This is a genomic window from Gluconobacter aidae, assembly GCF_009547075.1.
In the GTDB taxonomy this organism is placed as follows: domain Bacteria; phylum Pseudomonadota; class Alphaproteobacteria; order Acetobacterales; family Acetobacteraceae; genus Gluconobacter; species Gluconobacter aidae.
In genome coordinates, this window is sequence record NZ_WIPH01000010.1 from 60,711 (window position 1) to 85,081 (window position 24,371).

Below are 24,371 nucleotides of genomic sequence, written 5' to 3' on the forward strand. Positions count from 1 at the left end.
CGGTCCTGAAAGGCGGGGATTGTGTTACAATCATGATTGTGAGAGCGCTCATCACGATCCCGTGTTTTCAACGGCGGAGCGGAAGCCCAGCGCCGCCACGGCCTGAAGACCGGACTGGATGGAGCCTTCGATCGTGGACGGCAGGCCGGTGTCGGTCCAGTCCCCGGCCAGAGCCAGATTCACGAGATCCGTTCGGGGGCCGGGCCGCAGCCGGTTCTGCTCGGGTGTCGCGGCGAATGTCGCCCGTTTTTCCCAGATCAGACGCGCAGGCGGCATGGCCACCGGAAGCGACTGCGACAGGACGGGATCAAGCGCGCGCCGGATTTCGGACCAGATCGTGGCCAGCAGTTCGCTGTTTTCGCGATCGGCGTAACGATTGGCCGCACTGACGGTGACGGAGAGGATATCGCCCTTGAGGAAGACCCATTCCGAAATGCCGCCGACCAGCCCCACAAACCCGGCCTGAGCCACCACACCCCGCGCCTGAATCATGGCCGGGAGACGGAAATGCGCGTTCGCGATACTCTCAAAAGCGTCCGGCGCTTTCAGTCCCGGAAGCAGAGACTGCGCGACAGGTCCCGGAACGGCCATGATGACCTGGTCTTCAGGGCCGAACTCGATCCGTCCCTCTGCTGTTTCGAGCGCTGTTGCACGACCGTTCCGCCGCTCAATGGCATTGACGCGGACACCCGTGCGGACATCGCCGTGAAACCGCTTCAGATACGTCACCGCAGGATCAATCAGTGTTTCGGACAGCCCTACCTCCGGGAACCAGGGACAGCAGGCCATGCCGCCTTTGGCGAGGGATTTACGAATCACGTTTCCAAGCAGTTTCGCACTGCCGGTATGGATACCCGTATTGAGAACGGAAATCGCAAAAGGCACCAGAAGCCTGCGGCTCAGTTGTCCGGAACTCAGACAGGCATCCACGGTCGTGTTCTCGCTGGCGCGCAGAAAACGTCCCAGAGAAGCGAGTTCGGAGAGCGTCATACCCGGAACCCGTCGCCCTCCTGGTAGCGCCCAGAAAGGCAGCTTTCCTTTCGACAGACGCAGTGTCCAGGCCAGACTCTCCTCAAGGTCGTAATACGGAAAGATCGGCAAGCCCGGACCGGTAAGGGTGTGGCGTGCGCCGATGATGTCCAGATAGCGAAACGTCAGATCGTTCGCCGACAGGATCAGGTGATTGCCGTTATCGATCCGGGCATTGAGGGAGCGGTCGCGAAATGAGCGTGCCCGTCCGCCGCAGGCTGGTCCTGCCTCGTAGACCGTGACCCGGGCCTGCGCCGCCAGTTCGATTGCGGCGGAGAGGCCTGCCAGACCACCGCCGATGATGTGGACATGGCTCATGGGTCTTACTTCACATATGCTGCGAGAGTGCGCAGCTGTCTCCAGGGTTTGCAGACTTTCGGAGCAATATCCGGCGTTTTCCAGCCACGCTTTTCCAGCGCTGAGAGGATCGGCGCATAGGATGCTGCCATCATGCGGGCGGGGCGCATCGCGGTGCTGTCACACAGCCGCATGGCATTGCGTGCCTCGCGGAAATGGTCCTTTGCCCGTTCTGCGAGAATACGGGCGACCTGATCCAGACCATGGGCGTACAGCGCTTCCTGCGGATTCTTGGGAACATCGAACCGCGTCAGAAGCTCGGCGGGAAGATACAGTCTGCCCCGTCCCGCATCCTCGGCGATATCGCGCAGGATGTTGGTCAACTGAAGGGCCCGCCCCAGATGATAGGCCACGCGCCGCGCATTGTCGGACGAGTCACCGAACACGCAGACCGAAAGCCGTCCGACCGCAGAGGCCACGCGGTCACAGTACAGATCAAGCGTCGCCTCGTCGGGGGCAACGATCGGTGCGCCGCAATCCATGGCCATACCGTCGATGACGTCATGGAAATCCCTGGCCTGAAGCTGATAGCGATGGATGGCGACGATCAGGATACGATCAAGCGCATCCGCCGCCACGCCTTCATAGAGCTGGTCAATCCGGCGATGCCATTCCTGAAGAGCCGCCATCGGGTCCGCGACGCCGGCGTCGCCGTCTGCAATATCGTCCACCTGGCGGCAAAAAGCGTAGACCGCGAACATCGCCTGACGCCGGTCCGGCGGAAGAATGCTCATCCCACGGGCAAAGGACGTTCCCGAAGCGGTGACGATCCTCTCGACATGGTCCAGATCGGCCTGCGCGCAGGGAAGACCGGAAGAAGCGCGCATCCTGCTGAAAACCATGTCTGTCCCCTGTCTCGTTTCAGAAGATCAGGGTTCTAGACCCAAATCCCCCCGAGACAAAGATGACCTGAACGGAAAGGCGTGCCATGCGTTAGGGTGATGCCAAAACGCAACACCTGAAGAGAAGTCTTTGCGCCATGCGTTTCCTTTCCCCTATGAACCCGACCTTTCTTGCAGGGACAGTGGCAGCCGCGATCCTTTCGGCACCGCTTGCCATCGCGCAGACGACGCCTCCCGCGACAGCCAGCGGCCACGCCGAACATCTTCTCGCGGACGACCATTCGTGGAACGGCACTCCGTACGATCATTACCCGACGACCCGTCCGATGCTCAGCATGATCCGGCTGACAATCCCGGCGCATTCCGCCCTGCCCTGGCATACACACCCCTATCCCAATGCGGGTTATGTGCTTGAAGGCACCCTCACGATCGAGGACCGCGAGAGTGGCAAGAAACGCACCTTCCATCAGGGTGAAGCCTTCGCGGAGTCGGTCAATGACGTCCATCGCGGCGTGAGCGGCGACGGGCAGACGGTTCTGCTGCTGACCTATGCCGGCTCCCCTGGAAAGCCGACATCCATTCCCCTCCCTGGTCAGCGGAAAGAATACTGAAAATATTCTCCGGGGCGGCTTTGACAGGGAAAACGTTTCGGAACTAACATGTTCCAGCCCTAGTCTGGAGTATGCCCTACAATGACCAGTCCCCTCTCTCCCGCCGCCTGCAGCGACCTCCTTGCCCGGGGCTATTCCCGCCGCAGTTTCGGACGGATCGCCACGCTTCTGGCCGCGGGTGCAACCGTCCATGCCCTGACAAAGTCCGCGCATGCCGCCATCCTCCCGTCCGGAATCAACTTCGAAGGCATGACCCGTCTGGGCAGCAATGAATGCTGGACAGGCCCCTTCCCCGAAGCCGCTCAGGCTGGTGCCTCTGCCGTTTTCCAGAGCAACCGTTACGATCCGACCGGTCACATGCGCGATGATCTGATCAAGACGGTCTCTGAGGTAGAGAGCCTTCCCGAAAGCCATGTCATGACATGGTGCGGCTCGTCCGATCCGCTCGCCCGCGCGATCGTCACGTTCTGCTCGCCCACCCGCGGCCTTGTCACGGCGAACCCGAGCTATGAAGCCGGATGGGTAGCCGCGGACTGGCTGAAAATTCCCCTTGCCCGCGTACCGTTGTCCGCCAAAAACGGCTATCGCACTGACGTCCGGGCCATGCTGGCGGCGGACCCCAATGCTGGTGTCTACTACATCTGCTCCCCAAACAATCCGACTGGCACGCTCACACCGCTGCGTGACATCGCATGGCTCGTCGAGAACAAGCCGAAAGGCTCTATCGTCCTGGTCGATGAAGCCTATATCCACTTTGCGGGAACGCCGAGCGCTGTGGAACTGGTCGTCAAGAACAAGGACGTGGTCGTCCTGCGAACCTTCTCCAAGATGTTCGCCATGGCGGGTATGCGTCTTGGCCTGACCTTCGCCAGACCCGATCTGCATGAAGCCATGATGCGTTATGATGGCAAGAGTGCGACCACGATGCTTCCGGTTCCCGCCGTAGCCTGCGGCACGCTGAGCCTGACCATGAAATCGGCCATCGCGGCCCGTCGTCAGGAAATGATCGCTGCCCGGAGCATGACGTTCCAGCACCTGCGCAAGCGCGGCCTTCATTTTATCCCCTCGGATGCGAACATGTTCATCATCGACTGGAAAAAACCGGCTGCGCCCATCCAGGACGCTTTCCTCAAGCAGAAAGTCGTGATCGGGCGTTCCTGGCCCATCTGGCCGAACGCCTCGCGGATTACCGTCGGCTCCATGGATGAAATGAAGATCTTCTGTGCCACGCTGGATCGGATCATCGCCTGATCCAATCCGATTTCCCTGCCGCCCTGGCTCAGCCCGCGGCAGGGAAATAACGCAGCGCCCGGAACAGGGCCTTCGCCCCATCCGTCTTTGTCAGGGCTACACGTTCCAGTAACGGGTCCTGATGCCGCAAACGTGCCGTCAGAATATGGCACAGTTCCACAATGACGGCCGCTTCCAGCCGCATCCGGCGATCCCGGATCAGGAGCGGCAGGATCCGGGCGTTTCTGTTGAGCACGTCCACACCATCCAGCATCCGGTCGAACACGCGGCGAACCCCCGGCTTGCTGCGCACCAGACGCAGGTCATCCAGACAGACGCCCTCTTCTTCCAGCCACGGCAGCGGCACATAGCACCGGTCGAGGGTCTTCAGATCGTCCTCGACATCCTGAAGATGATTGACGATCTGAAGCGCGGAACACAGGGCATCGGAAGGCGCGAGCGTTTCCTCGGCCTCCCCGTGCAACAGAAGCAGGAAGCGGCCGACGGGGTTTGCTGAATATTTGCAGTAATGCAGCAGTTCGTCCCAGCTTTCATAGCGGGTCTTTTCCGCATCCATGCAGAATGCTTCAAGAAGATCCGTCGCCGTTTCCAGCGGAACGCCCGTCTGAAGAAGTACTTCGCGCAGCTTGACAGCAGTCTGGGCGTCAGCGCGAGGAGGTGCTGTGATTTCACCCCGGATGACAGCAGCCATTCCCCTGAGCCGTGCAATCTTCTCGGCAGGGGTCAGCTCGGTCGTATCCACCATATCATCCGCGACACGCGCGAAATTATAGTAGGTATGGACGTAAGGCCGGAGCCGTGGGGCGATCAGGAAGGAGCCAACGGGAAAGTTCTCGTCGGATTTGCCTTTGGCGGAGGTGACGTCTTTCGTCCCCCAGATGCTGTCTGTCACGATGTTTCATCCGTGTAGGAACGATTTTTCCAGCGCACGCCCACCCCGCGATGATGGTCAATGGCCGAGCCGATGGTTGCCGCCATGTAGAAGGTCGCAACGAGCGGGAGGGGAATGGCACGCCATAATGGCAGACCAAAGCGGCGGAGCGTCGGTACGAAAGTCAGGCAGGACAGCAGATAGGTCAAAAGCCCGATCCGTCGTTCCCGTCCCTTGCCGAACAGGGCGAGCGCCACCGGCAGAAGCCAGATCGTCGCCATCCCGATGATCGTTGCGAGCAGCAGGACGGGTGAATACCGGAGCTGCACATAAGCCGTCCGGGCGATCATGTGCCACACGTCCTTCATGCCGCGATACGGTCGCACGGACCAGGCCAGGGCACTGTGTCCAAGATAGAGCCGGCCACCCGAGCGTTTTACATGCGCGGCCAGCGTGCAATCGTCGATCAGGGCGCCGCGCAGGGCGCTGATACCCCCGATCCGCTCCAGAGCCCGCCGTCGCAGGAGGATGGTGCCGCCGGCCGCACCCGCGATCCGCGAATGCTCGCTCGCAATCCGCGAAAACGGATAGAGCATCGCAAAGAAATAGACGAACGCCGGAACCAGAAAACGCTCCGCGGTGCTCTCGCAGTTCAGCGCCACCATTTCCGAGACAAGATCCAGATCATCTTCCCGGGCCTTGGCGACCAGAGAGGAAAGATGGCCCGGGGCATGCATGATGTCCGCGTCTGTCAGCAGGATGTAGCCATACAGGCCGATCCGCTTCAGGGCTTCCTGCTCTCCCTGATGGACCGCCCACAGCTTGCCACTCCATCCGGCAGGGCGCTTCTGGCCCGAAATGACGGTCAGGCGGTGATGCGGATCAGGGAGCGTGCGTGCGATATCGCCGGTCCCGTCCGTGCTCTCGTCATCGACCAGGATGACAGACAGTTGCCCGTCATAATCCTGTTCCAGAAGGGATGTCAGGCATTCGCGAATGGAGTCCGCTTCGTCCCGCGCGGGGACAACCACCGCGACGTCCGGTGCGCAGACCGGTGTGGGTTTCTGGGCGAGAATGGGGCCTCTCTGCCAGAATTTCCCATGGAATAGCGAAAGATAGATCCATGCCCCAAGGCTCGTCAGTGCGGTTCCGAACAGCATTATTTCATCCGTCCGTGCTGACGGAACCAGGCGATGGCGTCTGTCACGGCATCGCGGGCCGGGCGTGGGGCATATCCGAGTTCTTTCTTCGCCTTGTCGGACGAGAAGAACATCAGTTTTTTGGACATGGCCAGCGTCTCACGCGTGACGCGCGGTTCGATGCCGAACCCGCGGGCCAGCCATTCGGACACAAGCGCCACCGGATAGAGCCAGGACTGCTTGAGCTTGATGGAAGGAGGCTTTACCCCGGCAATCTGGCTGACCATGCGAAACAGGTCACCCAGCATGATGTTCTCACCACCGAGAATGTATTTCTCGCCGATCTTTCCCCGCTCCAGCGCAAGGGCATGACCTTCGGCGACGTCATCGACATGAACGATGTTCAGCCCGGTTTCGACATAGGCCGGCATGTTGCCGCTGGCACAGTCGAGGATCATTTGCCCCGTGGGCGTCGGCTTGATATCCCGAGGCCCAACCGGCGTCGAGGGATTCACGATGATCGCCGGAAGGTTCTTCTCCCGGACCAGCCGAAGGACTTCCTGTTCCGCCCGGTATTTCGACAGTTTGTAGATTCCGATGACCTGGCTTTCGGAAACCGGCGTGGTCTCGTCTGCCGGCACGCCGTCGCTTCGCAGCCCCAAAGCCGCAACTGACGAACAGTAAATGATTTTTTCCACGCCAGCCTCAAGGGCGGCCAGCATCAGGTTACGGGTGCCCTCGACATTTGCCTTCATCATGGTTTCCGGATCCGGAACCCAGAGTCGGTAATCGGCGGCGATGTGGAACAGGATTTTGACGCCCTTCAGCGCCGGAGCGAGCGTGTCAGGATCGGAAAGGTCACCGACGGCGAGTTCCGCGTTCAACTCAGCAATATTTGAACGGTCGGATGTCGGCCGGACGAGAAGCCTCAGGCGGTGGCCGCGTTCTTCAAGGACGCGGGCGACGGCAGAGCCGACAAACCCCGTAGCCCCCGTAACGAGCGTGACATCGTTCATGGTGGCAGAATCTCCTTGGGGCATCAGCAGATGGTTGCAATTTATGACAGCATAATCCCCCCGGCTTTTCGGGGAAAGCGTCTGAAAGGGTGGAATATTCACCCTGTGTGCGATAGAGCGTTTCCAAACGATATGTGACGAAGACGTTGAAAAAAACTCTCCCTCTTCTGCTTTCCCTCCTCGGGATAGCCCTTTTCACCTTCATTGCGGCCAAGGCGGGTATTCATCCCGTCATGGAAGCACTTTCAAAAGTTGGTGTCGGTGGCTTTCTGCTTCTTGCGGCATGTCAGCTCCTGATCGACATGGGGCTTGGTGTTGCGTGGCACGCGGCGGTTCCCCTGCTGAGCGTGCGGCGCCTCATGGGAGCGCGTCTGGTTCGTGACAGCGCCGGGGCATGTCTTCCCTTCTCCCAACTCGGCGGCATGGTCATCGGCGTCCGTGCCACTTTGGCCGGTGTGGATCCGCGCACGGTCAAGGGAGAAGAGCTGCACTGGCCCGAAGGTGTCGCCGCCAATCTGGTGGACATTACGACCGAGGTCCTGGGGCAGATCGCCTTTGTCCTGATCGCACTTCTGTGTCTGGTCGGCCATCAGGGCGCATCACGATTTGTCTGGCCGCTCATCGGCGGCATGGTCCTGCTGAGCCTTGGAATTGCCGGCTTCATCTGGACCCAGCAGCGCGGCGGCGTAATGGTCCGCAAGGCTGCGGCGTTTCTCGGGAAGCATATTGCCGCGGAATGGCGCGATTCCCTGATCGGCAATACGGAGACCTTCCAGCTACGACTCGAAAGTCTCTGGAGCCGGCCAGACAGGATTTCCCTCGGTGCATTCTGCCATCTGCTATGCTGGATGGGCAGTGCAGCCATGACGTGGCTGGCCCTCCAGCTTCTCGGTGCCCATGTGGGATTTTTCTCCTCGGTCGCAATCGAAGGGGTGGTCTGTGGCATCATGTCAGCGGGCTTTCTCGTGCCGGGTGCTCTTGGCGTGCAGGAAGCCGCCTATGTCGCGCTGGGCATGATTTTCAGTATCGATGCCGAAATCTCGCTCAGCCTTTCCCTTCTGCGGCGCGGACGGGACATCCTGATCGGTATTCCGGTGCTGCTGGTCTGGCAGATCGTGGAAATGCGTCGTCTGCGTCATGCGCCTGCTGCGGAAGCAAACAAAAGCACGCCGACTCCACCTCCGGCTTCCGCCCGCAAGACGGTCATTCCCCCCGCAGTGACGGCCCTGGCCGGCAACATCAAGAAAGAGGCCGTATCCCGGGACGGCAAAAAATCCGAGGACACTCCCTTCGCGACGGCTCCCAGAGTTCTATGACATATCTTTTCAGGTCTCTCTCGGTCATCGGCCCGGGGCTGATCGGCTCTTCTGTTCTGCGCCGGGCCCGTGAGACGGGAGTAATTGCCGAAACCCTGATCGCTGCTGATTCAAACCCGGGCGTTCTTGAACGGATCCGGGAACTGGGCATCGCGGATATCACGACGTCCGATCCTGCTGTCGCTGCGCAGGCAGACTGCGTCATGATCTGCGTTCCTGTTGGTGCAGTGGAACAGGTCGCCCGTCAGGTACTCCCCTTTATGAAACCGGGCAGCATTCTGACGGATGTGGCCTCCGTTCGTGGGCGGCTCGGGCCGGCACTCGCCGCGATCCTGCCTGAAAACGTGGCGTATGTGCCCGGCCATCCGATGGCCGGAACGGAACATTCAGGCCCGGATGCCGGGTTTTCGACGTTGTTCGAAGACCGCTGGGCCCTCCTCGTTCCGCCTGAAGGCGCGGATACGAAGGCTGTGAACACGATCGAACAACTCTGGACCCTGTGCGGCGCGCGCACGAAAATCCTGTCTGATGAAAAGCACGACAGGATCTGCGCCATGGTCAGTCATCTGCCGCATCTCCTCGCCTTTACGATCTGCGATACCGCGGACAATCTCTCCGATGAAATCCGCGCCGCCGTTCTGGATTATGCCGCATCGGGCTTCCGGGATTTTACCCGGATCGCGGCGTCGGACCCGGTCATGTGGCGGGATATCTTCCTGGCCAACAAGGAAGCGCTGCTGGGGACACTCGACAAATTCGTGGCTGACACCCAGGTCATGGCCGATGCCATCCGCAAGGGCGACGAAGCTGCCATCACAAGCAAAATCGAACGCGGACGCTCTATCCGCCGGACCCTGATCGAAAACCGTCAGGCCTAAGTCCATAAGCTGAATCACGCCGAGACGACCTGCTGCGGGACCGAAGTCCGACAGCAGGTGACAGAGACAGGAAATATATCTTCAGGCCGTGATGACCCGCAGGGTATTCGTACTGCCGGAATGACCTGAAGGCAGTCCGGCCAGAATCAGAACCCGGTCTCCGATTTTACAGAAACCCATCTTGCGGGCGAGTTCTGCAACAGGACCGGCCAGAGGCTCAATGCCCTGAGAGCTTTGCTCGCTGTTGATCAGATATGGAAAGACACCCCATACAACGCACAGTCGGCGTGCGACCCACAATTCGGGTGTCAGGGCGATGATCGGACAATGTGGCCGCTCACGGGACAGGCGCATGGCCCCTGCTCCACTCCGGGTCCGGCATGCGATGGCACCGGCATGAAGCGTGCGGCTGACCTGCCAGGCGGCCTGAACGATCGCGCTTTGGACGGTTTCATCCGGCGCCGGGCGCAGACGGTCCATACGAAGACGCCATTCGGTGTCCTGCTCCACACGCTCGGCAATCCGCACCATCATCGAGACGGCTTCGACAGGATATTTGCCTGCCGCACTTTCCGCGGACAGCATGACGGCATCCGCGCCATCGTAAACGGCATTGGACACGTCGGACACTTCGGCGCGGGTCGGCGTCGGGCTTTCGATCATGCTTTCAAGCATCTGTGTCGCCACGATGACCGGGCGGCACTGCTTGCGGGCTTCGGCAATGGCACGCTTCTGTGCGACCGGAACTTCCTCGGGCGGCAGTTCCACGCCCAGATCCCCACGCGCCACCATAATCGCGTCCGACAGGTGCACGATGGCAGCCAGATCGTCCATCGCCTGTGGTTTTTCAAGCTTGGTCACGATGGCCGCACGACCTGCCGCGATCTCGCGGGCTTCCTGCACGTCCTCGGGGCGCTGCACGAACGAAAGCGCCACAAAATCCACGCCCAGCGATAGTGCGAAGTCGAAGTCGCGGCGGTCCTTTTCGGTCAGCGCCGGAATGGGCAGCGTCACGTCGGGAACATTGACGCCCTTGCGCTCCGAAAGCTTTCCGCCCACGACCACAACCGTCTCGAGGAATCCCTCGCCCGTCTTTACGACACGCAGCTTGAGTTTTCCGTCATCCAGCAGGAGGTGGCTACCCGGCTTGGCGGCGGAAATGATTTCCGGATGCGGCAGGCAGACGCGCGAGACCGTACCGGGTGTCCGGTCCAGATCCAGACGGAACGGCTTACCTTCCTCGAGGATCACAGGACCGTTCTCGAACACGCCGACACGAAGTTTCGGTCCCTGAAGATCCGCAAGAATGGCCAGCGGGTGCCCAACCTCTTTTTCGGCCGCCCGAATGGCGGCATGACGTTCGCCATGATCCTCATGCGCGCCGTGGGAGAAATTGAGCCGGAAGACGTTCACGCCCGCCTGTGCCAGGGAAAGGATCATCTCAGGTGAGGATGAGGCCGGCCCAAGAGTCGCGACGATCCGCGTGCGGCGGTAATGGGAACTCGATGTCATATACGGCGTCCTCGATCGAAAAAATCAGTTTGGTTGAATCGTCTCGCCTGGGAGCAGCCCCCAGAAAAGACGGCGGGGCAGCCAGCCCTCATAGCCCTTCACACTCACACGGCACCACTGGGAGTTCTGCGGACACAGCTTGATGTTGCCCACCGTTCCCTGCTCCAGCACCGCGATGACGCTGCTATCTTCTTCCGGATGGCTCATGAGGAGCACATCATTTTTATGTGCCCGCGCCTCGTCCTGAGTGGCGACACGGGCGAGAATACGGGCATCGGCCTTGCCGATATGGTCGCCGTCCTGCGCACTTGCCTCGCCGTTCTGGGCTTTCATGCCCTCAGGAGGCAGCCCCGGAATGACAAAGGTCCGGCTGCCATAGAGCGTCGCCTGATGCACCCAGCCCTTCTGGCCATCGGAATCCTCGACAAGCCGCCACACATCGAATTCGCGCTCGATTTCCACAGGCAGCCCGCGGCGGTGATAGACCCAGTCGATCGGATACCGGTCTCCCGGACCGCGACGCATATAGACCTTGTCCGCCCGGAGCGCGGCATAGCGCGGCAGCGGCAGTCCCGTGTTGCTGCCCTTGTCCGTATTCTCGGGAGCTGAAGGAACAGGCGGAGTTGCAGGCTGACCCATCGCTGCCGCACCCGCTGCTGTTGCGGCAGCGCCCGCAGCGACAGCCGGAGCGACACGCTTCAGAGCGACATGATGCGCCGTCTTGTGCTTCGTAGTGGGTGACGTGGGTTTTGCCGCATTGGCCTTGTGATGTTTTTTGGCCGATGCATGTTTGTCCGCAGCCTTCGCGGCCGTCTCCCCATGCTTCTTGTGATGATGGGCCGCCCAGGCATCGGAACTCACGAAGCCCGGAGCAGCAAGCAGGACCGTACCTGCCAGCAGCGCACGCAGAAGAGCGGAATGGCCTTTGGCGGGACGCAGAGGGAAGACTGACATTCTCATGAGCGCATCCCTGCCAAGGGCCGAAGGTTTGGGCAAGTCATCAAAACGGGAAAGACGTCCGAAAATCGTGTCTTGGGCAGAAACTTACAGCGCAAGAACGGGATTGTCTCCCGCCAGTTCGAGAAAGCTGACAATGCCCCGTACCGTGACCCCGTCCAGCAGGTCCTTTTCAGACAGACCTGCCATCCTGAGGCCGGCCTCACAGGCCATGACCGTCGCGCCGAGATCCACCACCGCCTCCCGCAGTTCCCCGAACCCCGCAATCCCACGGGTCTCGAGTTCACTGTCCGCAATGACGCCTGCAAGCCCCTTCCAGTCCGGCGTCAGCGCCAGAACGCTGCGTCCGCCGGCAAAAATCGTCACATCGCGTCCAAGCGACAGGCCGCCCGCTGCAACGACAAATGCATAATGGGCCCGCTGCCAGGAATCGTCGGCCAGCGTCAGGAACATGGGCTGTGTCATCCGGGTATCCGTTCATCATGATGGAACTGGCAGGCAGGATCACGCTTCAACACGAAACTGTCCATCGTCCCCGACAGCGCGTCCCACAGGCTCACCCGCGTCTGATCCGTGCCTTCCAGTCCGATGACTTCCCGCATGACCTCCACCGCCATCAGGCTCCCCATGACGCCCGTCGCGGCGCCAAGCACACCGGACATGCCGCAGTCCGGCGTTTCTGTCTGTGCGGCCTCGGGAAACAGGCAGCGATAGCAGGGGCCACCCTTCTGCGGTCGGAATACGGCCAGCTGTCCTGAAAATCCCTGTATCGCCCCGGATACCAGCGAACGGCCATGACGTACGCAGGCATCGGAGACGGCCAGTCGTGTGGCGACGTTGTCGGTCCCGTCGCAGACCAGATCATATTGCGGCACAAGAGCATCCAGCGTCTTGCCCGTCGCGCGAACCGGATGCGGTTGGAGCGTAATCAGAGGGTTCAGCGCCTTCAGACGCTTCGCCGCGGCTTCGACCTTGAACTCTCCGATGTCGTCAGCGCCATAGAGAACCTGCCGCTGGAGATTGCTGAGATCGACGCGATCATCGTCCATGATTCCGATACGTCCGATTCCCGACGCAGCGAGCTGCTGAAGCAGTGGTGCCCCCAGTCCTCCCCCGCCGACCACCAGGACAGCAGCACCGCGAATCCGCGCCTGCCCGATCGCTCCGACCTGAGACAGGAGAATGTGGCGGGAATAGCGCTCCAGCTCATGATCAGAAAAATTCATGTCCATGAAATGATGATAATTGCTGACTTTCACTCTTGAAAGACGTTAGCGTCAGTATCGTTCAACACTGTCCTGGTGTCTCGCAGGGCCCGAGCAGAGAAGTCATCATGAAAAACGGTTTTCGCAGAGTCATGCCGCGTGCATGGCAGGGACTTGGTGTCAGTGCGGGCGCTATTCTGGCGGCCTACGCGGTGTCGCCCTACCTCGCCCTGTGGGATATCGACCGGGCCATGAACGGTAACAATCCGTCGCGTCTGGCGCCCCATGTGGACTGGTCAGCGTTGACGCACTGCCTCAAGGAACAGTTTACTCCTGCAATTCCTGTCGATGACGATTTGCCGGGATTTGGGAGTTCCTTTGCGGGGCAGGTCGTGTCCAACGCCATCGACACGCATCTGACACCCGCGACCCTGATGACTACGGCGCATCAGGTGATGCCTCATGGTCCCGCCACGTCAGACTGGCTTGGAATGTGGCATTCCATGCATGCCCATTTCGTGAGCCCAGGAAAGTTCGAGGCCAGTCTGGATCAGCCGGGACAGACACCGTTCGTCCTTCACATGAAGTTCGAGCACTGGGGCTGGAAGATCACGCGATTCGAAATGCCTGCCCCGGCTCATTCTGCCTGAGGCTTAACGCTGCCTGGGATGTCAGGCCGCCGGCAGGTCTTCTTCCAGAACCGTGATGTGGATGGCATAGGAGACCTCGCCTTCATCCTCATCGCGGTGAACCGTCCCGATGACTTCTCCGGCAACGGCCAGTTCAACGCTCATGCCCTTGCGGCTGGGCTTGTTGACCGTGAGCTTCGGGGAGCCCAGCAGGCGCTGGAGCGTGGTCTGGAGGCGTGTCACCTCGGATGGGGTCATATCGGCCATTGGTGGCATTCCTGTGATGCAAGGGAACTGCCCTCTAACCCATCATCCAGAACAAAGGAACCCGCTTCCTCTATCCCCGTCAGGGAGGCTGTTGTAGAAACAGGACACTTCACATCTGATTGTGACCTGTTCGCCATGAATCGTTCCGGGTCTGCAGTCTGCTTCCCTTACGCGCAAAGGAGACATGATGCGCCCGGCCTACATACGGATGATCGTTGCCTTGACGACGACTGCGGCTCTTTCCGGTTGTGGTTATTTCGATTCCCGCACGGCTCACAAGGCCCAGTACGAAATGGTCGGCATGACCAGCTATGATTTGCAGGCCTGTGCCGGAATCCCGGGCAGCACGAAAAAACTGAACGACAGCACCGAAATCTGGCAGTACACGGGCAGTAAGACGCTTCCGACCGTCTCGAACTCGACGCTTATCCCCATTCAGTCCGTCGTCAGCATCTATCAGTCCGCTTTTGGGGGCGACGGGTCGAGTTGTACGATGATCGTCCGGCTTGATCACGACCGGATTTCGGAAGTCCACTATACCGGTAATGATGACCTGTATATCGGGACGGATGGTGTCTGCTCGATCATCACGCGCGGCTGCGCACGCCAGCGTGAATCCACGATGCGCCGCATCAATGGTGGCCCTTTCGGCCCTGTCTCCGGTTTCCACTCGCCGCGTACGCCGCCCCAGAGTGCGACAGCAACCTATTCTGACCAGTCCGGGAAATACATCCCCAAGTTCACTAAAGACGATACGCAGCCGGTCATTCAGCCGGTCAAGTGATCCTGAAAAAGCGGAGCGGGATGCCAGAGACCCCGCTCCTCTTCTCTTTCAGGAATTGATGAGGTCTTTCATTTTCCGGACCACAGGTCCCAGCCCGTCAAAAATGGCCTGTCCGATCAGGAAATGGCCGATATTCAGTTCGGCAAGCCCTGACAGGCCCGCAATCGCGCCTACGTTGTCATAAGTCAGTCCGTGTCCGGCATGGAGTTCCAGCCCACAGGCTGCGACCGTCTTCGCCGCTGACCGCAGACGCTCCAGTTCCTCACGGCCGCCCAGAGCGTAAGCCCCGGTATGGAGTTCCACAACGGGTGCTCCCAGAGCGGCGGCCGTCTCGATCTGTCGCGCCTCGGGATCGATGAATAATGAAACCCGGATGCCGGCATCCCGCAGCCGCGCGATTTTCGGCTTGAGTGTCTCACTCTGTCCCACGACATCCAGACCACCCTCGGTCGTGACTTCCTGCCGTTTTTCAGGAACCAGACAGCAGGCATGCGGTCGAAGATCACAGGCAATCCGGACCATCTCGTCCGTCGCGGCCATCTCGAAGTTCAGCGGCGCGGAAAGCGCTCTGAGGCGGGGCATGTCGGCATCGCGGATATGGCGCCGGTCTTCCCGCAGATGCGCCGTAATCCCGTCCGCGCCCGAGGCAATGGCCAGCTCGGCCGCCGCCACCGGGTCGGGGAACGTGCCCCCTCTGGCATTGCGCAGCGTGGCGACGTGATCAATGTTCACTCCAAGACGGATCATGCCAAGAGGGGTCATGCTTCTCTTCCTTCCCGATAAACGCTCATTTCGCCAGCCAGCCGGATCGCCGCCAGAAGACTGGACACATCCGCCCGGCATGCCCCGGTTACCGGGCCTGCGATATCAAAAGCCGTGCCATGATCGGGCGAGGTCCGGATGATCGGCAGTCCGAGCGTTACGTTCACGCCTTCTTCCATATCAAGCGTCTTCAGCGGAATGAGCGCCTGGTCATGATACATGCAGATCGCCACATCGTAATGCGGCCGGGCCTTGGCGCTGAACATCGTGTCCGGCGGCATTGGTCCCCGACAGTCGATCCCCTGCGCCCGGAGCGTGTCGATCGCGGGCTGGACGATTGTGAGTTCTTCATCGCCCATCATGCCGTGTTCACCAGCGTGAGGGTTCAGCCCCGCGATCGCCAGACGCGGAGACAGAATCCCGAAATCACGTCTGAGTGCGGCACTGGCGATCTGCGCCACCTGTACGATGCGCTCGGTCGTCAGTGTCTCCAGAGCCCTGCGGAGCGAGACATGAACCGTCACCGGCACAACCCTGAGCTGGGGCGAGGCCAGCATCATGATCTCTTCCCCCGGCATGTCACACAGGGCCGCCAGAAATTCGGTGTGTCCCGGATAGGGGAATCCGGCCGCAGCCAGAACATGCTTGGCAATCGGGTTCGTCACGACCCCGCCCGCCCGCCCTGCAAGAGCATACTCAACGGCCTGACGGATACTGCTGGTCGTCGCTGCTGCATTCCTGGAATCAGGCTGGCCCGGAATGACCTCCACCTCGTATGGCACTGGCAGAACGGGCAGGCTGTCAGCAAAGACAGCCGTCGCCTCTTCCGGCGTTGCGATGCAGGTTACGGGCACGGCGCGTTCAACCAGACGCGGATCACCCAGCCAGAAGAACGTCCCTTCCCCCGAATGTCGCAGCTTCCGCCAGGCTTCCGCCGCGAGCTGAGGCCCGATCCCCGCCGGATCCCCGAGCGTCAGTGCAAGCGGTGGCGGGTGTTTCATCGTCAGCCCGCGTCCGCCAGTGCCGCAAGGACACGCACCCAGGAACGGATACCCTTGTGAAAGGAATCCAGCCCGTACTGCTCGTTCGGAGAGTGGATCCGGTCGTCATTCTGGGCAAAGCCGATCATGAGAGCGTCCAGTCCCAGCGCGTCACGGACTTCACCCGCCACGGGAATGGAACCGCCCGAGCCGACCGTTGCGGCAGGAACACCCCATTCATCACTCAGGGCCTTCAGGGCCGGTCCCAGAAAACGGCTGTCACGGGAAACTTCAAAGCCCGGAGAACCGCCATGGGCCGTAAACGTGACATGGGCGTCCGAAGGCAGGGCGGCACGGATATGGGTGCGGAAGGCCTCGCGGATGCGGTCAGGGTCCTGACCGGGAACCAGCCGGAACGAGACCTTGGCCATGGCTTTGGCGGGAAGAACGGTCTTGAACCCCTCGCCCTCATAGCCGCCGGAAATGCCGTTGATTTCACAACTCGGGCGGCACCATGTCTGCTCGATCGCGCTATAGGCCTTCTCGCCTGCCGCGACCGACAGTCCTGCCTCTTCCAGCAGGGAGCGGTCATCGGGGAAAAGCCTGCTCCACTGCGCCCGTGTGGCCGGAGACGGATCCTGAATACCGTCATAGAAACCCGGCAGTGTAACGCCACCCTCGGCGTTTCGAAGGGTCGCCAGAGCCTGACAGAGAACGGCAATCGGGTTGGCGGCAGCATTGCCATACAGACCGGAATGCAGATCATGACTGGCACACTGGATGACCACTTCTTCGGCCATCATGCCGCGCAGGGATGTCGTAATGCCCGGTGTCCTGCGATCCGCCATGCCCGTATCACAGACAAGCGCCACATCCGCCTTGAGTTCGGCCGCATTTTCCTTGAGGAACGGGAACAGGTTCGCCCCGCCACATTCCTCCTCGCCTTCCAGAAGAACGCTCACCTTGACCGGAAGCGAGCCCGTGACCTCTTTCCAGGCGCGGCAGGCTTCAAGGAAAGTCATCACCTGCCCCTTGTCGTCGCTCGCGCCGCGGGCAACGATGACCTTGCGCCCTGAGGCGTCCTCGATCAGCCGCGGATCGAAGGGCGGTGCGTTCCAGAGCGCTTCCGGGTCTGTCGGCTGCACATCGTAATGACCATAGAACAGGACATGTGGTCGACCATCGCTGCTGCCGACAGCCTGGTCATGACCCACGACCATCGGGTGCCCCGGAGCCGCCCAGTGCACGTCGCGGATCTCTGCCTTCATCCCCAGATGTTCAAGTTCCTTCCGCATCCAGTCCGCAGCTTTCCGGCAATCGGCGGCGTGGGCGGGCTGCGTGGAAATGCTCGGAATGCGGAGAAGCTCGAACAGGCGTGAGACCGAAGCGTCCAGATGGATATCGACGGTCTGGAGAACGGTATCAAGTGTCTCGGAATTGGCAGTCATCTTGTGTTCCATGTTCGGGGTGTCAGTCACCCAAAATCAGACCGGAGAGCCGGTCTTTCAATCGCTGTCGGTCGTCAGTCGGCGCGGCTGGAGACGGATCGGCGCGGGAGCAAAACCGGAAGCAGTCTCGGACAGTCTGTGCGCACGCGGCGTTACGGTCGAAGCCGCAAGAGGTGTGGTGCCTGCCGCGATGGAAAGGATCTCGCGGAGGCCATCATGAAAATTCGAACGGGACGCCTCCTCTTCCATTCGGGCCTGTGCTCCACGGCTTATCGTATTCCACAGATCCATGTCCGTATACAGTCCGATCACGGCCTGGGCGAACTGCTCCGGATCACAGAAGCCTCCGGACAGGCAGTCTTTTCCGTTTTCCCATCCCAGTGTCTTGCAGACCGTTTCGGAAAGGACGGCAGGCAGCCCCGCCGCAGCCGCATCCAGAACTTCCCGGGGGATGGCGGTCAGAACACGTGCGGGCTCCACGAGAATACGACGTGACCTGTAGAGAGCGGCAAGATCAGCATCCTCCGGAAAGGCTTCCAGTCGCCGATATCGCGCGAAAGCGGAGAGATCGACCCCGGCGGCCTTATGGCCCGCAAGGAGAACGGTTGCCTCCGGTGGCAGACCGCGATCCAGCTTTGAAAGGACGTCATGGATAAACCAGTGCAGACCGTCATGAACCGCATCGCCACTGGCAAAAACCGGAAGAACAAGCAGGATGCCCGAGCGTTCTTCAAAGCCGGGCGAGAGCGTCGTCGGCACAGGCGGCGCGCCAAGGACCCGCACATTGGTGAGGCCAAGGACTTCCAGATCGGCCTTCTCGGCTTCCGTGCCGGCAACCACCGCCTGGGTCATCCAGACCTGGTCAATATCCAGTTCCAGATCATCGAAAAGCAGCTCCCGGTCATTGACCGCTCCGACAAGCCGGCGGTTATGGGTCTCTCTGGCATGGCTTGCGTGAATATCCGCGACCATTCCCAGTCTGGGCAGCGACTGCGGATGCTGCTGCAGGATCGGTGCGGCGCGCTGGAGGGTTTTCATGCCACCGATCCAGATATAATCGAAGCATCCCGCCCGCTCCCGCAGGAAATCCGCAAGCTCGGACAGGTCACAATCGTCCATCAGTTCGATGTCTGGCGGAAAATCCAGCGCCGTTGAAACACAGTCATGAAGGCTGCCATCAAGCGGAAAGACAGTCACCTGATATCCCAGCCGGCTCAGCCCGATCATCATGTCACGGTGGCGCAGAAAAGGTGTTCCCAGAACGACATGGGGCAGCCGTTCACACAGGAACAGAATGGCTGGCGCTCCGGATGCGGAGCGGGCCCGCATGAGGCTGGTTCCCGGAAACGGCTGTCGCGAGAGCAGTCCTGCGAAGCGGCGTTTCAGCCAGTCCTCATTCCGGGCGCGCAGTTCTGGTGCGATTTCCGGCTCCGGAGCCGATCGGTCAAGCACATCCGGATCATAGAGGATCTTGCCTCCCGCCTGTCGCAGGGACAGGCAGATCGCCAGCATTTCGGCTTCGGGACCGATGCATTCGGGATTAAGCCGGTTGTGATCGTGAAGCGGAAGTCGACGGCAGAACAGAAGCCCCCCGGTAAAGGCGTCCACCCATCTCCGGAAGGCGATTTCAGGTTCGTTCGCCCGCAATCCCTGTCCAAAGGGTGTAAAAGCCGCATTGCGCCAGACGATGCTGCCGGCTTCCCGGACACGTCCATCAAGTCCGAGCGACTGTCCGCCTGCGGCATAGACTTCGGGGTTTGCGAAGGCTTCAAGAGCGATATTCAGGCTTCCGGGGAAAGGCTGAACGCCAGCGGACAGCAGCAGGATGATCTCTGCCCTTGCAAGCTCAAGCCCTAGCGCGACCTGTTCGGTATGCGTGGTTCGGTAAGGGGGACGGATGATGTGAATTCCGCGAACAAACCGCTCGATCTGGGCCGTCTCATCCGTGGAGCCGGCATCCACCAGAATGATCTGAAGGTTGCGCTCGCTGTTCGCATGAAGGGCGGCCAGCGTCGCAAGGGTTTCCAGAAACTGGTTCGAAACCGGCAGAATGACCGTCACATCCGGCATGGTGACCGGGCGGAAATCCAGGGGGCCACGGATCAGTGAGGGAATGAGGGTCTGCGCCCGCTGAAGATCCAGAAGCTGGCACTGCTCTGCGGGAATGTCGGCGACGACTTCGTTCACCGGGTTGCCTTGGGACTGAACCCAGAGCGTGAAGATATCGGGGATATCCGGCCTGCGCAGCTGACGCTGTGTCCCGCTCTGGTTCAGGAAAGCGGACAGGTCGACACCGGTCTGTGGCTGGCGTTTTTCGGCAATGCCGAAACGGATGAAATGCTCATAGCCGTTCCGGAAGCCCCCATTGGCCACGATATTGCCGACATCGGGATACCGTGCAGCATAAAAGGCTTCGCTGAACCACGGATTGGGATCGTACGCTGTCGGATTTCCATTGGTCAGGTAATGATGAAGCGGGCTTTGGAATCTGCCGCTCTCCAGTGCGTCCACAACATCCGCATAGCGCTCAAGATACCATTGCGGATCGAAATACCAGGAGCTGCGCCGACGACCGGCCATAGAAAACCTGATGAACTGGGCGAAATCACCAATCGCGAAATCATAGTGCTGTCGTTCCGCCATGCTGGCGGCACGGAAGACTTCGGGATCGAAAAACACATGCGACTTGCGATGTTCCTGATCGCCGGTCGCAAGATAGTGGTCATATCCGTTGCAGAATCCCTGTGAGGCCAGTACGTGGGGGCTCAGGTCGGGATTGCAGCTGAAATAGTTTTCTTCGGAGAAAAGCCAGTGCGGCGAACGGCTCCGGAAGCCACTTTCGCAGTAATGAAGGAAACCGCTGTCGAAAATCCCCAGGCTGATGCCTTCGCGGACATCCGGATTCTGGCGCAGATACCATTCTTCATCAAAAAAACGGTTGGGAGAGAGCCCCGCCCTGGCGCCTCTGTGTTTCCAGTGTTGCTCCAGCCCTTCGTCACTCAGATCAAGTTTGCCAGTCTCTCCGCTCTCCTTGGCTTCCTCCCGCAGACGCAGCCCATAGCGTGTACGGTACCATTCAGCGTCAAACGCGGCCCACAAGGGCGGCCGATCGCCTGCGAAGGCCGGAGATGCAAGGATGTGATCTTTCATTGACGCTGGTTCCTCTGGGCGCGCGCATGGAACGGTAAAGCTGTCGGACCGGGTTAACGCTGCTGTGCGCGCCGACTCCGCCAGAGTTCATGGAAGTCAATGGGCTGGATGTTGGGAGACGGGAATCCAGCTTCACGAACCGTATTCAGCATGACACTGCGCGCAGGCGGGAACAGGAAGCGCGGTGCCTCAACCAGCAACAGGGGCTCGACTGCCTCCTGCGCGATCCGTCCGGTCAGACCGAACAGGCCTGCATACGCCACGCTAAGCTCATACAGCACCTTCGGATTGGGAGCATCCTGTGTGGGGGCGCGTTCGAAACCCTGCGCGCGGATGACCAGACTGACCTCGAATGTCGGCTGATCGCCAAGCTGGCGGCCCGTGACGTCGACCGTCATGCCGATATGAGGCTGCGACGGCAGTTCCCTATAGACGTCTGGGGTATTCTGTACGTCAATCGACAATGTCCGGAGATACTGGGAACCAATGATGAGAGATGAGGAAGACGGCAGGGAATCCGAGACATCCAGACTGGCCGGATTGCCCGTCACGGTGTCGGCGTAGGTTTGGCTCATTATGTTTGCATCCTCATGCGGTCATCATCATTCCGTACATTTCGTATTGCACTGAAATGCAAGGAAATGTGTCACCTCACACTCTGTCATGATGTTTATGTTTTGACCAGCGGGACGAAATCCGGTGATCTTTCAGACACACGCTCCGGACGCTGACAATCGGATCCGGTTCTGTGAAAGGTCGGCGTATTTTCTTCCGCAGGCTGGCAGAAGAGATTTTTCCGAAGTCCGGATACTGCAAAACAGTCCGGAAAGCAGTAATTTCCTGAAGCGATAACCGTAACGGGATGATTTCAGATACCGTAAATCCCTTTCGGTGATACGTTGAGGGTGATATCGCCATCTGGCGCAATGTCAGCACTGGCGCATGATACCACTCGCACAGGACATCATGACTGCTGACAGGGATCAATCTTCCTGCCCGCACGTTTTGTTGCGCTGCAGGTCGCACGATAGGACCATGTTCATGCTCAGACTGCTCATTCTTGTCATTCTTCTTGCGGTCCTGATCGTTTTTGCCCTGAGCAATACAGATCTGGAACCCATCTGGCTGGTTTCCTTCGGCTGGCATCTGTCCATCGGCACTCTCGTCCTGGGAGTCGGCGTTATCGCTCTTCTGTTCGGATTCCTGATAGGTCTGATCGGTGACATGCAGCAGCGGTCGCGCGCGCGCCGCGCCGAGCAGCATGTCCGCACCCTGGAAAGTCAGCTGGTTGAACTCCATCAGCGTCTCGACCGTCTTCAGAACCCAGCAGGTTCCCCCCTTCCCGGCACCGCTCCCGTCCAGCCTGAACAAAAGGTCTGATCTCCACCATGTCCAGGCGCACACGACTGATCGCAGCCCTCGATACCGCATCCCTCTCCACGGCTCGGCACTGGGCCGACAGTCTGAAAAATGACGTCGACGCCATCAAGCTGGGTCTCGAGTTTACCTATGCCTGCGGACTGGATGCGGTAAAAACCGTATCGGCCGGGCACGAACTGTTTCTGGATCTGAAACTGCACGACATTCCCCATACCGTTGCGTCAGGTCTGTCTGCCCTCGCCCCGCTCAGACCAGCACTGACAACAATTCATGCCAGTGGCGATTCCGAAATGATCGCCCGTTCCCGGGAAGCTCTTGAGAGTGCTTTTCCTGTCGGCACAAAGCGCCCGAAGCTGCTTGCCGTCACGGTTCTGACGAGCATGAACGCTGAGGGTCTGCTGGACATCGGCGTCAACGCCACACCCCAGGAACAGGTGCTCCGACTTGGAAAACTGGCCATCAGCGCTGGCGCGGACGGTCTGGTCTGTTCGGCGCATGAGATTGCGCCTCTGCGCGATGCCCTGGGTGACGAGCCCATTCTGGTGGTGCCGGGCATCCGACCTGCTGGCAGTGCTTCCGATGACCAGAAGCGCATCATGACGCCCGCACAGGCCGCCCGGGCCGGAGCAGACTGGATCGTCGTGGGGCGGCCCATCACGAAAGCCTCCGATCCGGTTCTGACTGCCAGAGCCATCATGGAGGAACTGGCCAGCGCATGACCGGCGTCAAGATCTGCGGAATTCGTGACACCCAGACGATGGCGCTTTGTGCACGCCTGAAGGTCGACTGGGTCGGGTTCGTATTCTGCGAAGCTTCACCACGGTTTGTAACCGCTGACGATGCCCTGCGTCTGCACGAGAGCGCTCCGTCCGGCCATGAAGGTGGACCTCTGCGGGTTGGCCTGTTCGTGAAATCCGCTGACGATTTTATCGAACAGGTTCTGCAGACCGTCCCACTGGATATTCTCCAGATCTATGACACGCCGGAACGGGCAACCGAAATCCAGTCCCGCTTCGGACGCCCCGTCTGGCAAGCCCGTGGCATTGCGCGTCACTCAGACCTGCCGACAGACCCAGGCATGGCCGGGTATGTCATCGAAGCCCCCAAACAGGAACAGGATCATCGTCCAGGTGGTCTTGGCCGGACTTTTGACTGGTCCCTGACCCGGAACTGGACATCTCCCTCATTCTGGATGCTCGCAGGCGGCCTGAACCCGCTGAATGTCCTGCGCGCAATCCAGGAAAGCCAGACGCCGGCAGTCGATGTCTCTTCGGGGGTCGAGTCCACTTCTGGTTGCAAATCCGCTGAACTTATTGAAAAATTTGTTCAGAACAGCCGAAAGGCACTTGATCTCAAGTCGAAGCTCTCGTAAACAGCGCCTCGCTCGACAGGAGAGATGGCCGAGCGGCTTAAGGCGCACGCTTGGAAAGCGTGTGTACGTTAATAGCGTACCGTGGGTTCGAATCCCACTCTCTCCGCCAGTATACTCAAAAAACATCACATAAATCAGTGGGTTGTGAGTGGGTTGCTTTGCGCTCCCATCATCAATCCCACCTTATGATTTGCGGTTTCCTGCGGCGTCGGGCGGCTTCAAACCGCGTAGAAACGATTTGTGTTGGCAGAACGCCGCGCATTCTGATAGAACGAAACAAGAATGCGCTGAGGAGCCTTTTCGTTTAATATCCCCCCCCCATCCCGACAGAACATCGCATACCCCCTCGTAAACGAGGGCAAACGTCCTCCCCAAGACAGCCCCAGATTCAATCACCCCAGCTCCTCGGCAAGGTGGTTCGACAAGACGGTCGATGATCGACCGTCAGGCTTGAGGAGTGCGTCAATGCACGACATACAGATCCCCAACCCTCTGGGGCGCTTTATCACCCGGCTCGAGGCAGCGAAGATCCATCTGCGCTGCCATGAAAAGACCGTCGACCGATACGTCGCCAAGGGGCTCCTGCCGAAATACAAGTTTGGCCGGAAGACATGG

24 protein-coding genes, 1 tRNA gene and 1 pseudogene are annotated in these 24,371 nt (G+C 60.2%); 9 read left to right on the forward strand and 17 right to left on the reverse strand.

The genetic code is table 11. The features are described 5' to 3' along the window. Positions 1 to 51: 51 nt before the first annotated feature. Together hpnE and hpnD are read right to left on the reverse strand one after the other, a co-directional pair. Positions 52 to 1,347 carry a hydroxysqualene dehydroxylase HpnE gene (gene hpnE / locus GFJ39_RS06545; protein WP_153430576.1) on the reverse strand — a complete coding sequence of 432 codons (1,296 nt, stop codon included), beginning with the start codon at positions 1,345 to 1,347 and terminating at the stop codon, positions 52 to 54. A gap of 5 nt (positions 1,348 to 1,352) precedes the next feature. Then, complete coding sequence (gene hpnD, locus GFJ39_RS06550; RefSeq protein ID WP_153430577.1) at positions 1,353 to 2,228, reverse strand: presqualene diphosphate synthase HpnD; 876 nt, start codon at positions 2,226 to 2,228, stop codon at positions 1,353 to 1,355. Between the two features lie 137 nt (positions 2,229 to 2,365). On the opposite strand from hpnD, the gene GFJ39_RS06555 reads away from it, so the two are divergent. Together GFJ39_RS06555 and GFJ39_RS06560 are read left to right on the forward strand one after the other, a co-directional pair. Next, the gene (locus GFJ39_RS06555; RefSeq protein WP_153430578.1) at positions 2,366 to 2,839 is read left to right on the forward strand and encodes a cupin domain-containing protein; all 474 of its coding nucleotides are present in this window, start codon (positions 2,366 to 2,368) and stop codon (positions 2,837 to 2,839) included. Between the two features lie 81 nt (positions 2,840 to 2,920). After that, positions 2,921 to 4,090: a pyridoxal phosphate-dependent aminotransferase gene (locus tag GFJ39_RS06560; protein WP_153430579.1), complete on the forward strand. Its 1,170-nt coding sequence runs from the start codon at positions 2,921 to 2,923 to the stop codon at positions 4,088 to 4,090. 28 nt (positions 4,091 to 4,118) lie between these two features. Here GFJ39_RS06560 and hpnC read toward each other — a convergent pair whose 3' ends face one another. The 3 genes from hpnC to hpnA are packed head-to-tail and all read right to left on the reverse strand — an operon-like array spanning position 4,119 to position 7,116. After that, complete coding sequence (hpnC, locus tag GFJ39_RS06565; RefSeq protein WP_325062856.1) at positions 4,119 to 4,982, reverse strand: squalene synthase HpnC; 864 nt, start codon at positions 4,980 to 4,982, stop codon at positions 4,119 to 4,121. Continuing rightward, a complete protein-coding gene (locus GFJ39_RS06570) occupies positions 4,979 to 6,121 on the reverse strand; it encodes a glycosyltransferase (RefSeq protein WP_153430580.1) in 1,143 nt (380 codons plus the stop codon). Before GFJ39_RS06570 ends, hpnC begins: the two co-directional genes overlap by 4 nt. Then, a complete protein-coding gene (gene hpnA, locus GFJ39_RS06575; protein WP_153430581.1) occupies positions 6,121 to 7,116 on the reverse strand; it encodes a hopanoid-associated sugar epimerase in 996 nt (331 codons plus the stop codon). Before hpnA ends, GFJ39_RS06570 begins: the two co-directional genes overlap by 1 nt. A gap of 134 nt (positions 7,117 to 7,250) precedes the next feature. Between hpnA and GFJ39_RS06580 the strand changes: the two genes are divergently transcribed. After that, positions 7,251 to 8,432: an HpnL family protein gene (locus GFJ39_RS06580; protein WP_407645868.1), complete on the forward strand. Its 1,182-nt coding sequence runs from the start codon at positions 7,251 to 7,253 to the stop codon at positions 8,430 to 8,432. Beyond that, entirely contained in the window at positions 8,429 to 9,310 is an 882-nt protein-coding gene (locus GFJ39_RS06585) for a prephenate dehydrogenase/arogenate dehydrogenase family protein (protein ID WP_153430583.1), read from the forward strand. Before GFJ39_RS06580 ends, GFJ39_RS06585 begins: the two co-directional genes overlap by 4 nt. 81 nt (positions 9,311 to 9,391) lie before the next feature. On the opposite strand, the gene pyk is transcribed toward GFJ39_RS06585, so the two are convergent. From pyk to GFJ39_RS06605, 4 genes are all read right to left on the reverse strand, one after another. Further along, positions 9,392 to 10,822 carry a pyruvate kinase gene (gene pyk, locus GFJ39_RS06590; protein WP_153430584.1) on the reverse strand — a complete coding sequence of 477 codons (1,431 nt, stop codon included), beginning with the start codon at positions 10,820 to 10,822 and terminating at the stop codon, positions 9,392 to 9,394. 24 nt (positions 10,823 to 10,846) lie between these two features. Beyond that, complete coding sequence (locus GFJ39_RS06595; RefSeq protein ID WP_194285307.1) at positions 10,847 to 11,782, reverse strand: SH3 domain-containing protein; 936 nt, start codon at positions 11,780 to 11,782, stop codon at positions 10,847 to 10,849. A gap of 84 nt (positions 11,783 to 11,866) precedes the next feature. Next, the gene (locus GFJ39_RS06600) at positions 11,867 to 12,244 is read right to left on the reverse strand and encodes a DsrE family protein (RefSeq protein ID WP_153430586.1); all 378 of its coding nucleotides are present in this window, start codon (positions 12,242 to 12,244) and stop codon (positions 11,867 to 11,869) included. Further along, positions 12,241 to 13,005: a HesA/MoeB/ThiF family protein gene (locus GFJ39_RS06605; protein ID WP_228391830.1), complete on the reverse strand. Its 765-nt coding sequence runs from the start codon at positions 13,003 to 13,005 to the stop codon at positions 12,241 to 12,243. Before GFJ39_RS06605 ends, GFJ39_RS06600 begins: the two co-directional genes overlap by 4 nt. Positions 13,006 to 13,112: 107 nt before the next feature. Here GFJ39_RS06605 and GFJ39_RS06610 point away from each other — a divergent pair, with 107 nt between their 5' ends. Continuing rightward, on the forward strand, positions 13,113 to 13,634 hold the full coding sequence (locus tag GFJ39_RS06610; protein ID WP_153430588.1) for a DUF2939 domain-containing protein: 522 nt from the start codon (positions 13,113 to 13,115) through the stop codon (positions 13,632 to 13,634). Positions 13,635 to 13,655: 21 nt separating this feature from the next. Here GFJ39_RS06610 and GFJ39_RS06615 read toward each other — a convergent pair whose 3' ends face one another. After that, a complete protein-coding gene (locus GFJ39_RS06615; RefSeq protein WP_011253749.1) occupies positions 13,656 to 13,880 on the reverse strand; it encodes a DUF3126 family protein in 225 nt (74 codons plus the stop codon). Between the two features lie 187 nt (positions 13,881 to 14,067). Here GFJ39_RS06615 and GFJ39_RS06620 point away from each other — a divergent pair, with 187 nt between their 5' ends. Further along, entirely contained in the window at positions 14,068 to 14,664 is a 597-nt protein-coding gene (locus GFJ39_RS06620) for a hypothetical protein (protein WP_194285309.1), read from the forward strand. 48 nt (positions 14,665 to 14,712) lie between these two features. Here GFJ39_RS06620 and GFJ39_RS06625 read toward each other — a convergent pair whose 3' ends face one another. The 7 genes and pseudogenes from GFJ39_RS06625 to GFJ39_RS14490 all read right to left on the reverse strand — a co-directional run bounded on the left by GFJ39_RS06625 (position 14,713) and on the right by GFJ39_RS14490 (position 22,375). Then, positions 14,713 to 15,411, reverse strand: a complete 699-nt coding sequence (locus GFJ39_RS06625; RefSeq protein WP_153430604.1) for a pyridoxine 5'-phosphate synthase — start codon at positions 15,409 to 15,411, stop codon at positions 14,713 to 14,715. Positions 15,412 to 15,422: 11 nt separating this feature from the next. Continuing rightward, a complete protein-coding gene (gene pdxA / locus GFJ39_RS06630) occupies positions 15,423 to 16,427 on the reverse strand; it encodes a 4-hydroxythreonine-4-phosphate dehydrogenase PdxA (protein WP_153430589.1) in 1,005 nt (334 codons plus the stop codon). Positions 16,428 to 16,429: 2 nt separating this feature from the next. Continuing rightward, positions 16,430 to 17,854 carry a M20/M25/M40 family metallo-hydrolase gene (locus tag GFJ39_RS06635; protein WP_153430590.1) on the reverse strand — a complete coding sequence of 475 codons (1,425 nt, stop codon included), beginning with the start codon at positions 17,852 to 17,854 and terminating at the stop codon, positions 16,430 to 16,432. Positions 17,855 to 17,911: 57 nt separating this feature from the next. Continuing rightward, positions 17,912 to 19,183, reverse strand: a complete 1,272-nt coding sequence (locus tag GFJ39_RS14510) for a glycosyltransferase (protein WP_407645870.1) — start codon at positions 19,181 to 19,183, stop codon at positions 17,912 to 17,914. A 411-nt stretch (positions 19,184 to 19,594) separates the two neighbouring features. Beyond that, positions 19,595 to 21,004: pseudogene (locus GFJ39_RS14515) on the reverse strand (glycosyltransferase family 2 protein); the annotation flags it as partial. Between the two features lie 53 nt (positions 21,005 to 21,057). Beyond that, on the reverse strand, positions 21,058 to 21,579 hold the full coding sequence (locus GFJ39_RS06645) for a protein-export chaperone SecB (RefSeq protein ID WP_153430592.1): 522 nt from the start codon (positions 21,577 to 21,579) through the stop codon (positions 21,058 to 21,060). A 76-nt stretch (positions 21,580 to 21,655) separates the two neighbouring features. Further along, positions 21,656 to 22,375 (reverse strand): hypothetical protein, encoded by a 720-nt coding sequence (locus tag GFJ39_RS14490; RefSeq protein ID WP_325062857.1) that lies wholly within the window; start codon positions 22,373 to 22,375, stop codon positions 21,656 to 21,658. A 17-nt stretch (positions 22,376 to 22,392) separates the two neighbouring features. Here GFJ39_RS14490 and pyrF point away from each other — a divergent pair, with 17 nt between their 5' ends. From pyrF to GFJ39_RS06665, 3 genes are all read left to right on the forward strand, one after another. After that, a complete protein-coding gene (gene pyrF, locus GFJ39_RS06655; RefSeq protein WP_153430594.1) occupies positions 22,393 to 23,103 on the forward strand; it encodes an orotidine-5'-phosphate decarboxylase in 711 nt (236 codons plus the stop codon). Next, on the forward strand, positions 23,100 to 23,756 hold the full coding sequence (locus GFJ39_RS06660) for a phosphoribosylanthranilate isomerase (RefSeq protein WP_153430595.1): 657 nt from the start codon (positions 23,100 to 23,102) through the stop codon (positions 23,754 to 23,756). Before pyrF ends, GFJ39_RS06660 begins: the two co-directional genes overlap by 4 nt. 18 nt (positions 23,757 to 23,774) lie before the next feature. Beyond that, positions 23,775 to 23,865: transfer RNA gene (locus GFJ39_RS06665), tRNA-Ser, on the forward strand. Positions 23,866 to 24,371 lie beyond the last annotated feature (506 nt).

Bases quoted from the DNA above. Each gene is read 5' to 3' on its own strand.
- GFJ39_RS06620 (WP_194285309.1), top strand. From the start codon at position 14,068: ATGCGCCCGGCCTACATACGGATGATCGTTGCCTTGACGACGACTGCG.
- GFJ39_RS06660 (WP_153430595.1), top strand. From the start codon at position 23,100: ATGACCGGCGTCAAGATCTGCGGAATTCGTGACACCCAGACGATGGCG.
- GFJ39_RS06615 (WP_011253749.1), bottom strand. From the start codon at position 13,880: ATGGCCGATATGACCCCATCCGAGGTGACACGCCTCCAGACCACGCTC.
- GFJ39_RS06625 (WP_153430604.1), bottom strand. From the start codon at position 15,411: ATGATCCGTCTTGGAGTGAACATTGATCACGTCGCCACGCTGCGCAAT.
- GFJ39_RS06635 (WP_153430590.1), bottom strand. From the start codon at position 17,854: ATGACTGCCAATTCCGAGACACTTGATACCGTTCTCCAGACCGTCGAT.
- GFJ39_RS06600 (WP_153430586.1), bottom strand. From the start codon at position 12,244: ATGACACAGCCCATGTTCCTGACGCTGGCCGACGATTCCTGGCAGCGG.
- GFJ39_RS06560 (WP_153430579.1), top strand. From the start codon at position 2,921: ATGACCAGTCCCCTCTCTCCCGCCGCCTGCAGCGACCTCCTTGCCCGG.
- GFJ39_RS06645 (WP_153430592.1), bottom strand. From the start codon at position 21,579: ATGAGCCAAACCTACGCCGACACCGTGACGGGCAATCCGGCCAGTCTG.
- GFJ39_RS06605 (WP_228391830.1), bottom strand. From the start codon at position 13,005: ATGAATTTTTCTGATCATGAGCTGGAGCGCTATTCCCGCCACATTCTC.
- hpnA (WP_153430581.1), bottom strand. From the start codon at position 7,116: ATGAACGATGTCACGCTCGTTACGGGGGCTACGGGGTTTGTCGGCTCT.
- GFJ39_RS06555 (WP_153430578.1), top strand. From the start codon at position 2,366: ATGCGTTTCCTTTCCCCTATGAACCCGACCTTTCTTGCAGGGACAGTG.
- pyrF (WP_153430594.1), top strand. From the start codon at position 22,393: ATGTCCAGGCGCACACGACTGATCGCAGCCCTCGATACCGCATCCCTC.
- GFJ39_RS06570 (WP_153430580.1), bottom strand. From the start codon at position 6,121: ATGCTGTTCGGAACCGCACTGACGAGCCTTGGGGCATGGATCTATCTT.
- pdxA (WP_153430589.1), bottom strand. From the start codon at position 16,427: ATGAAACACCCGCCACCGCTTGCACTGACGCTCGGGGATCCGGCGGGG.
- GFJ39_RS06610 (WP_153430588.1), top strand. From the start codon at position 13,113: ATGAAAAACGGTTTTCGCAGAGTCATGCCGCGTGCATGGCAGGGACTT.
- GFJ39_RS06595 (WP_194285307.1), bottom strand. From the start codon at position 11,782: ATGAGAATGTCAGTCTTCCCTCTGCGTCCCGCCAAAGGCCATTCCGCT.
- GFJ39_RS14510 (WP_407645870.1), bottom strand. From the start codon at position 19,183: ATGCGGGCCCGCTCCGCATCCGGAGCGCCAGCCATTCTGTTCCTGTGT.
- hpnD (WP_153430577.1), bottom strand. From the start codon at position 2,228: ATGGTTTTCAGCAGGATGCGCGCTTCTTCCGGTCTTCCCTGCGCGCAG.
- pyk (WP_153430584.1), bottom strand. From the start codon at position 10,822: ATGACATCGAGTTCCCATTACCGCCGCACGCGGATCGTCGCGACTCTT.
- GFJ39_RS06585 (WP_153430583.1), top strand. From the start codon at position 8,429: ATGACATATCTTTTCAGGTCTCTCTCGGTCATCGGCCCGGGGCTGATC.
- hpnE (WP_153430576.1), bottom strand. From the start codon at position 1,347: ATGAGCCATGTCCACATCATCGGCGGTGGTCTGGCAGGCCTCTCCGCC.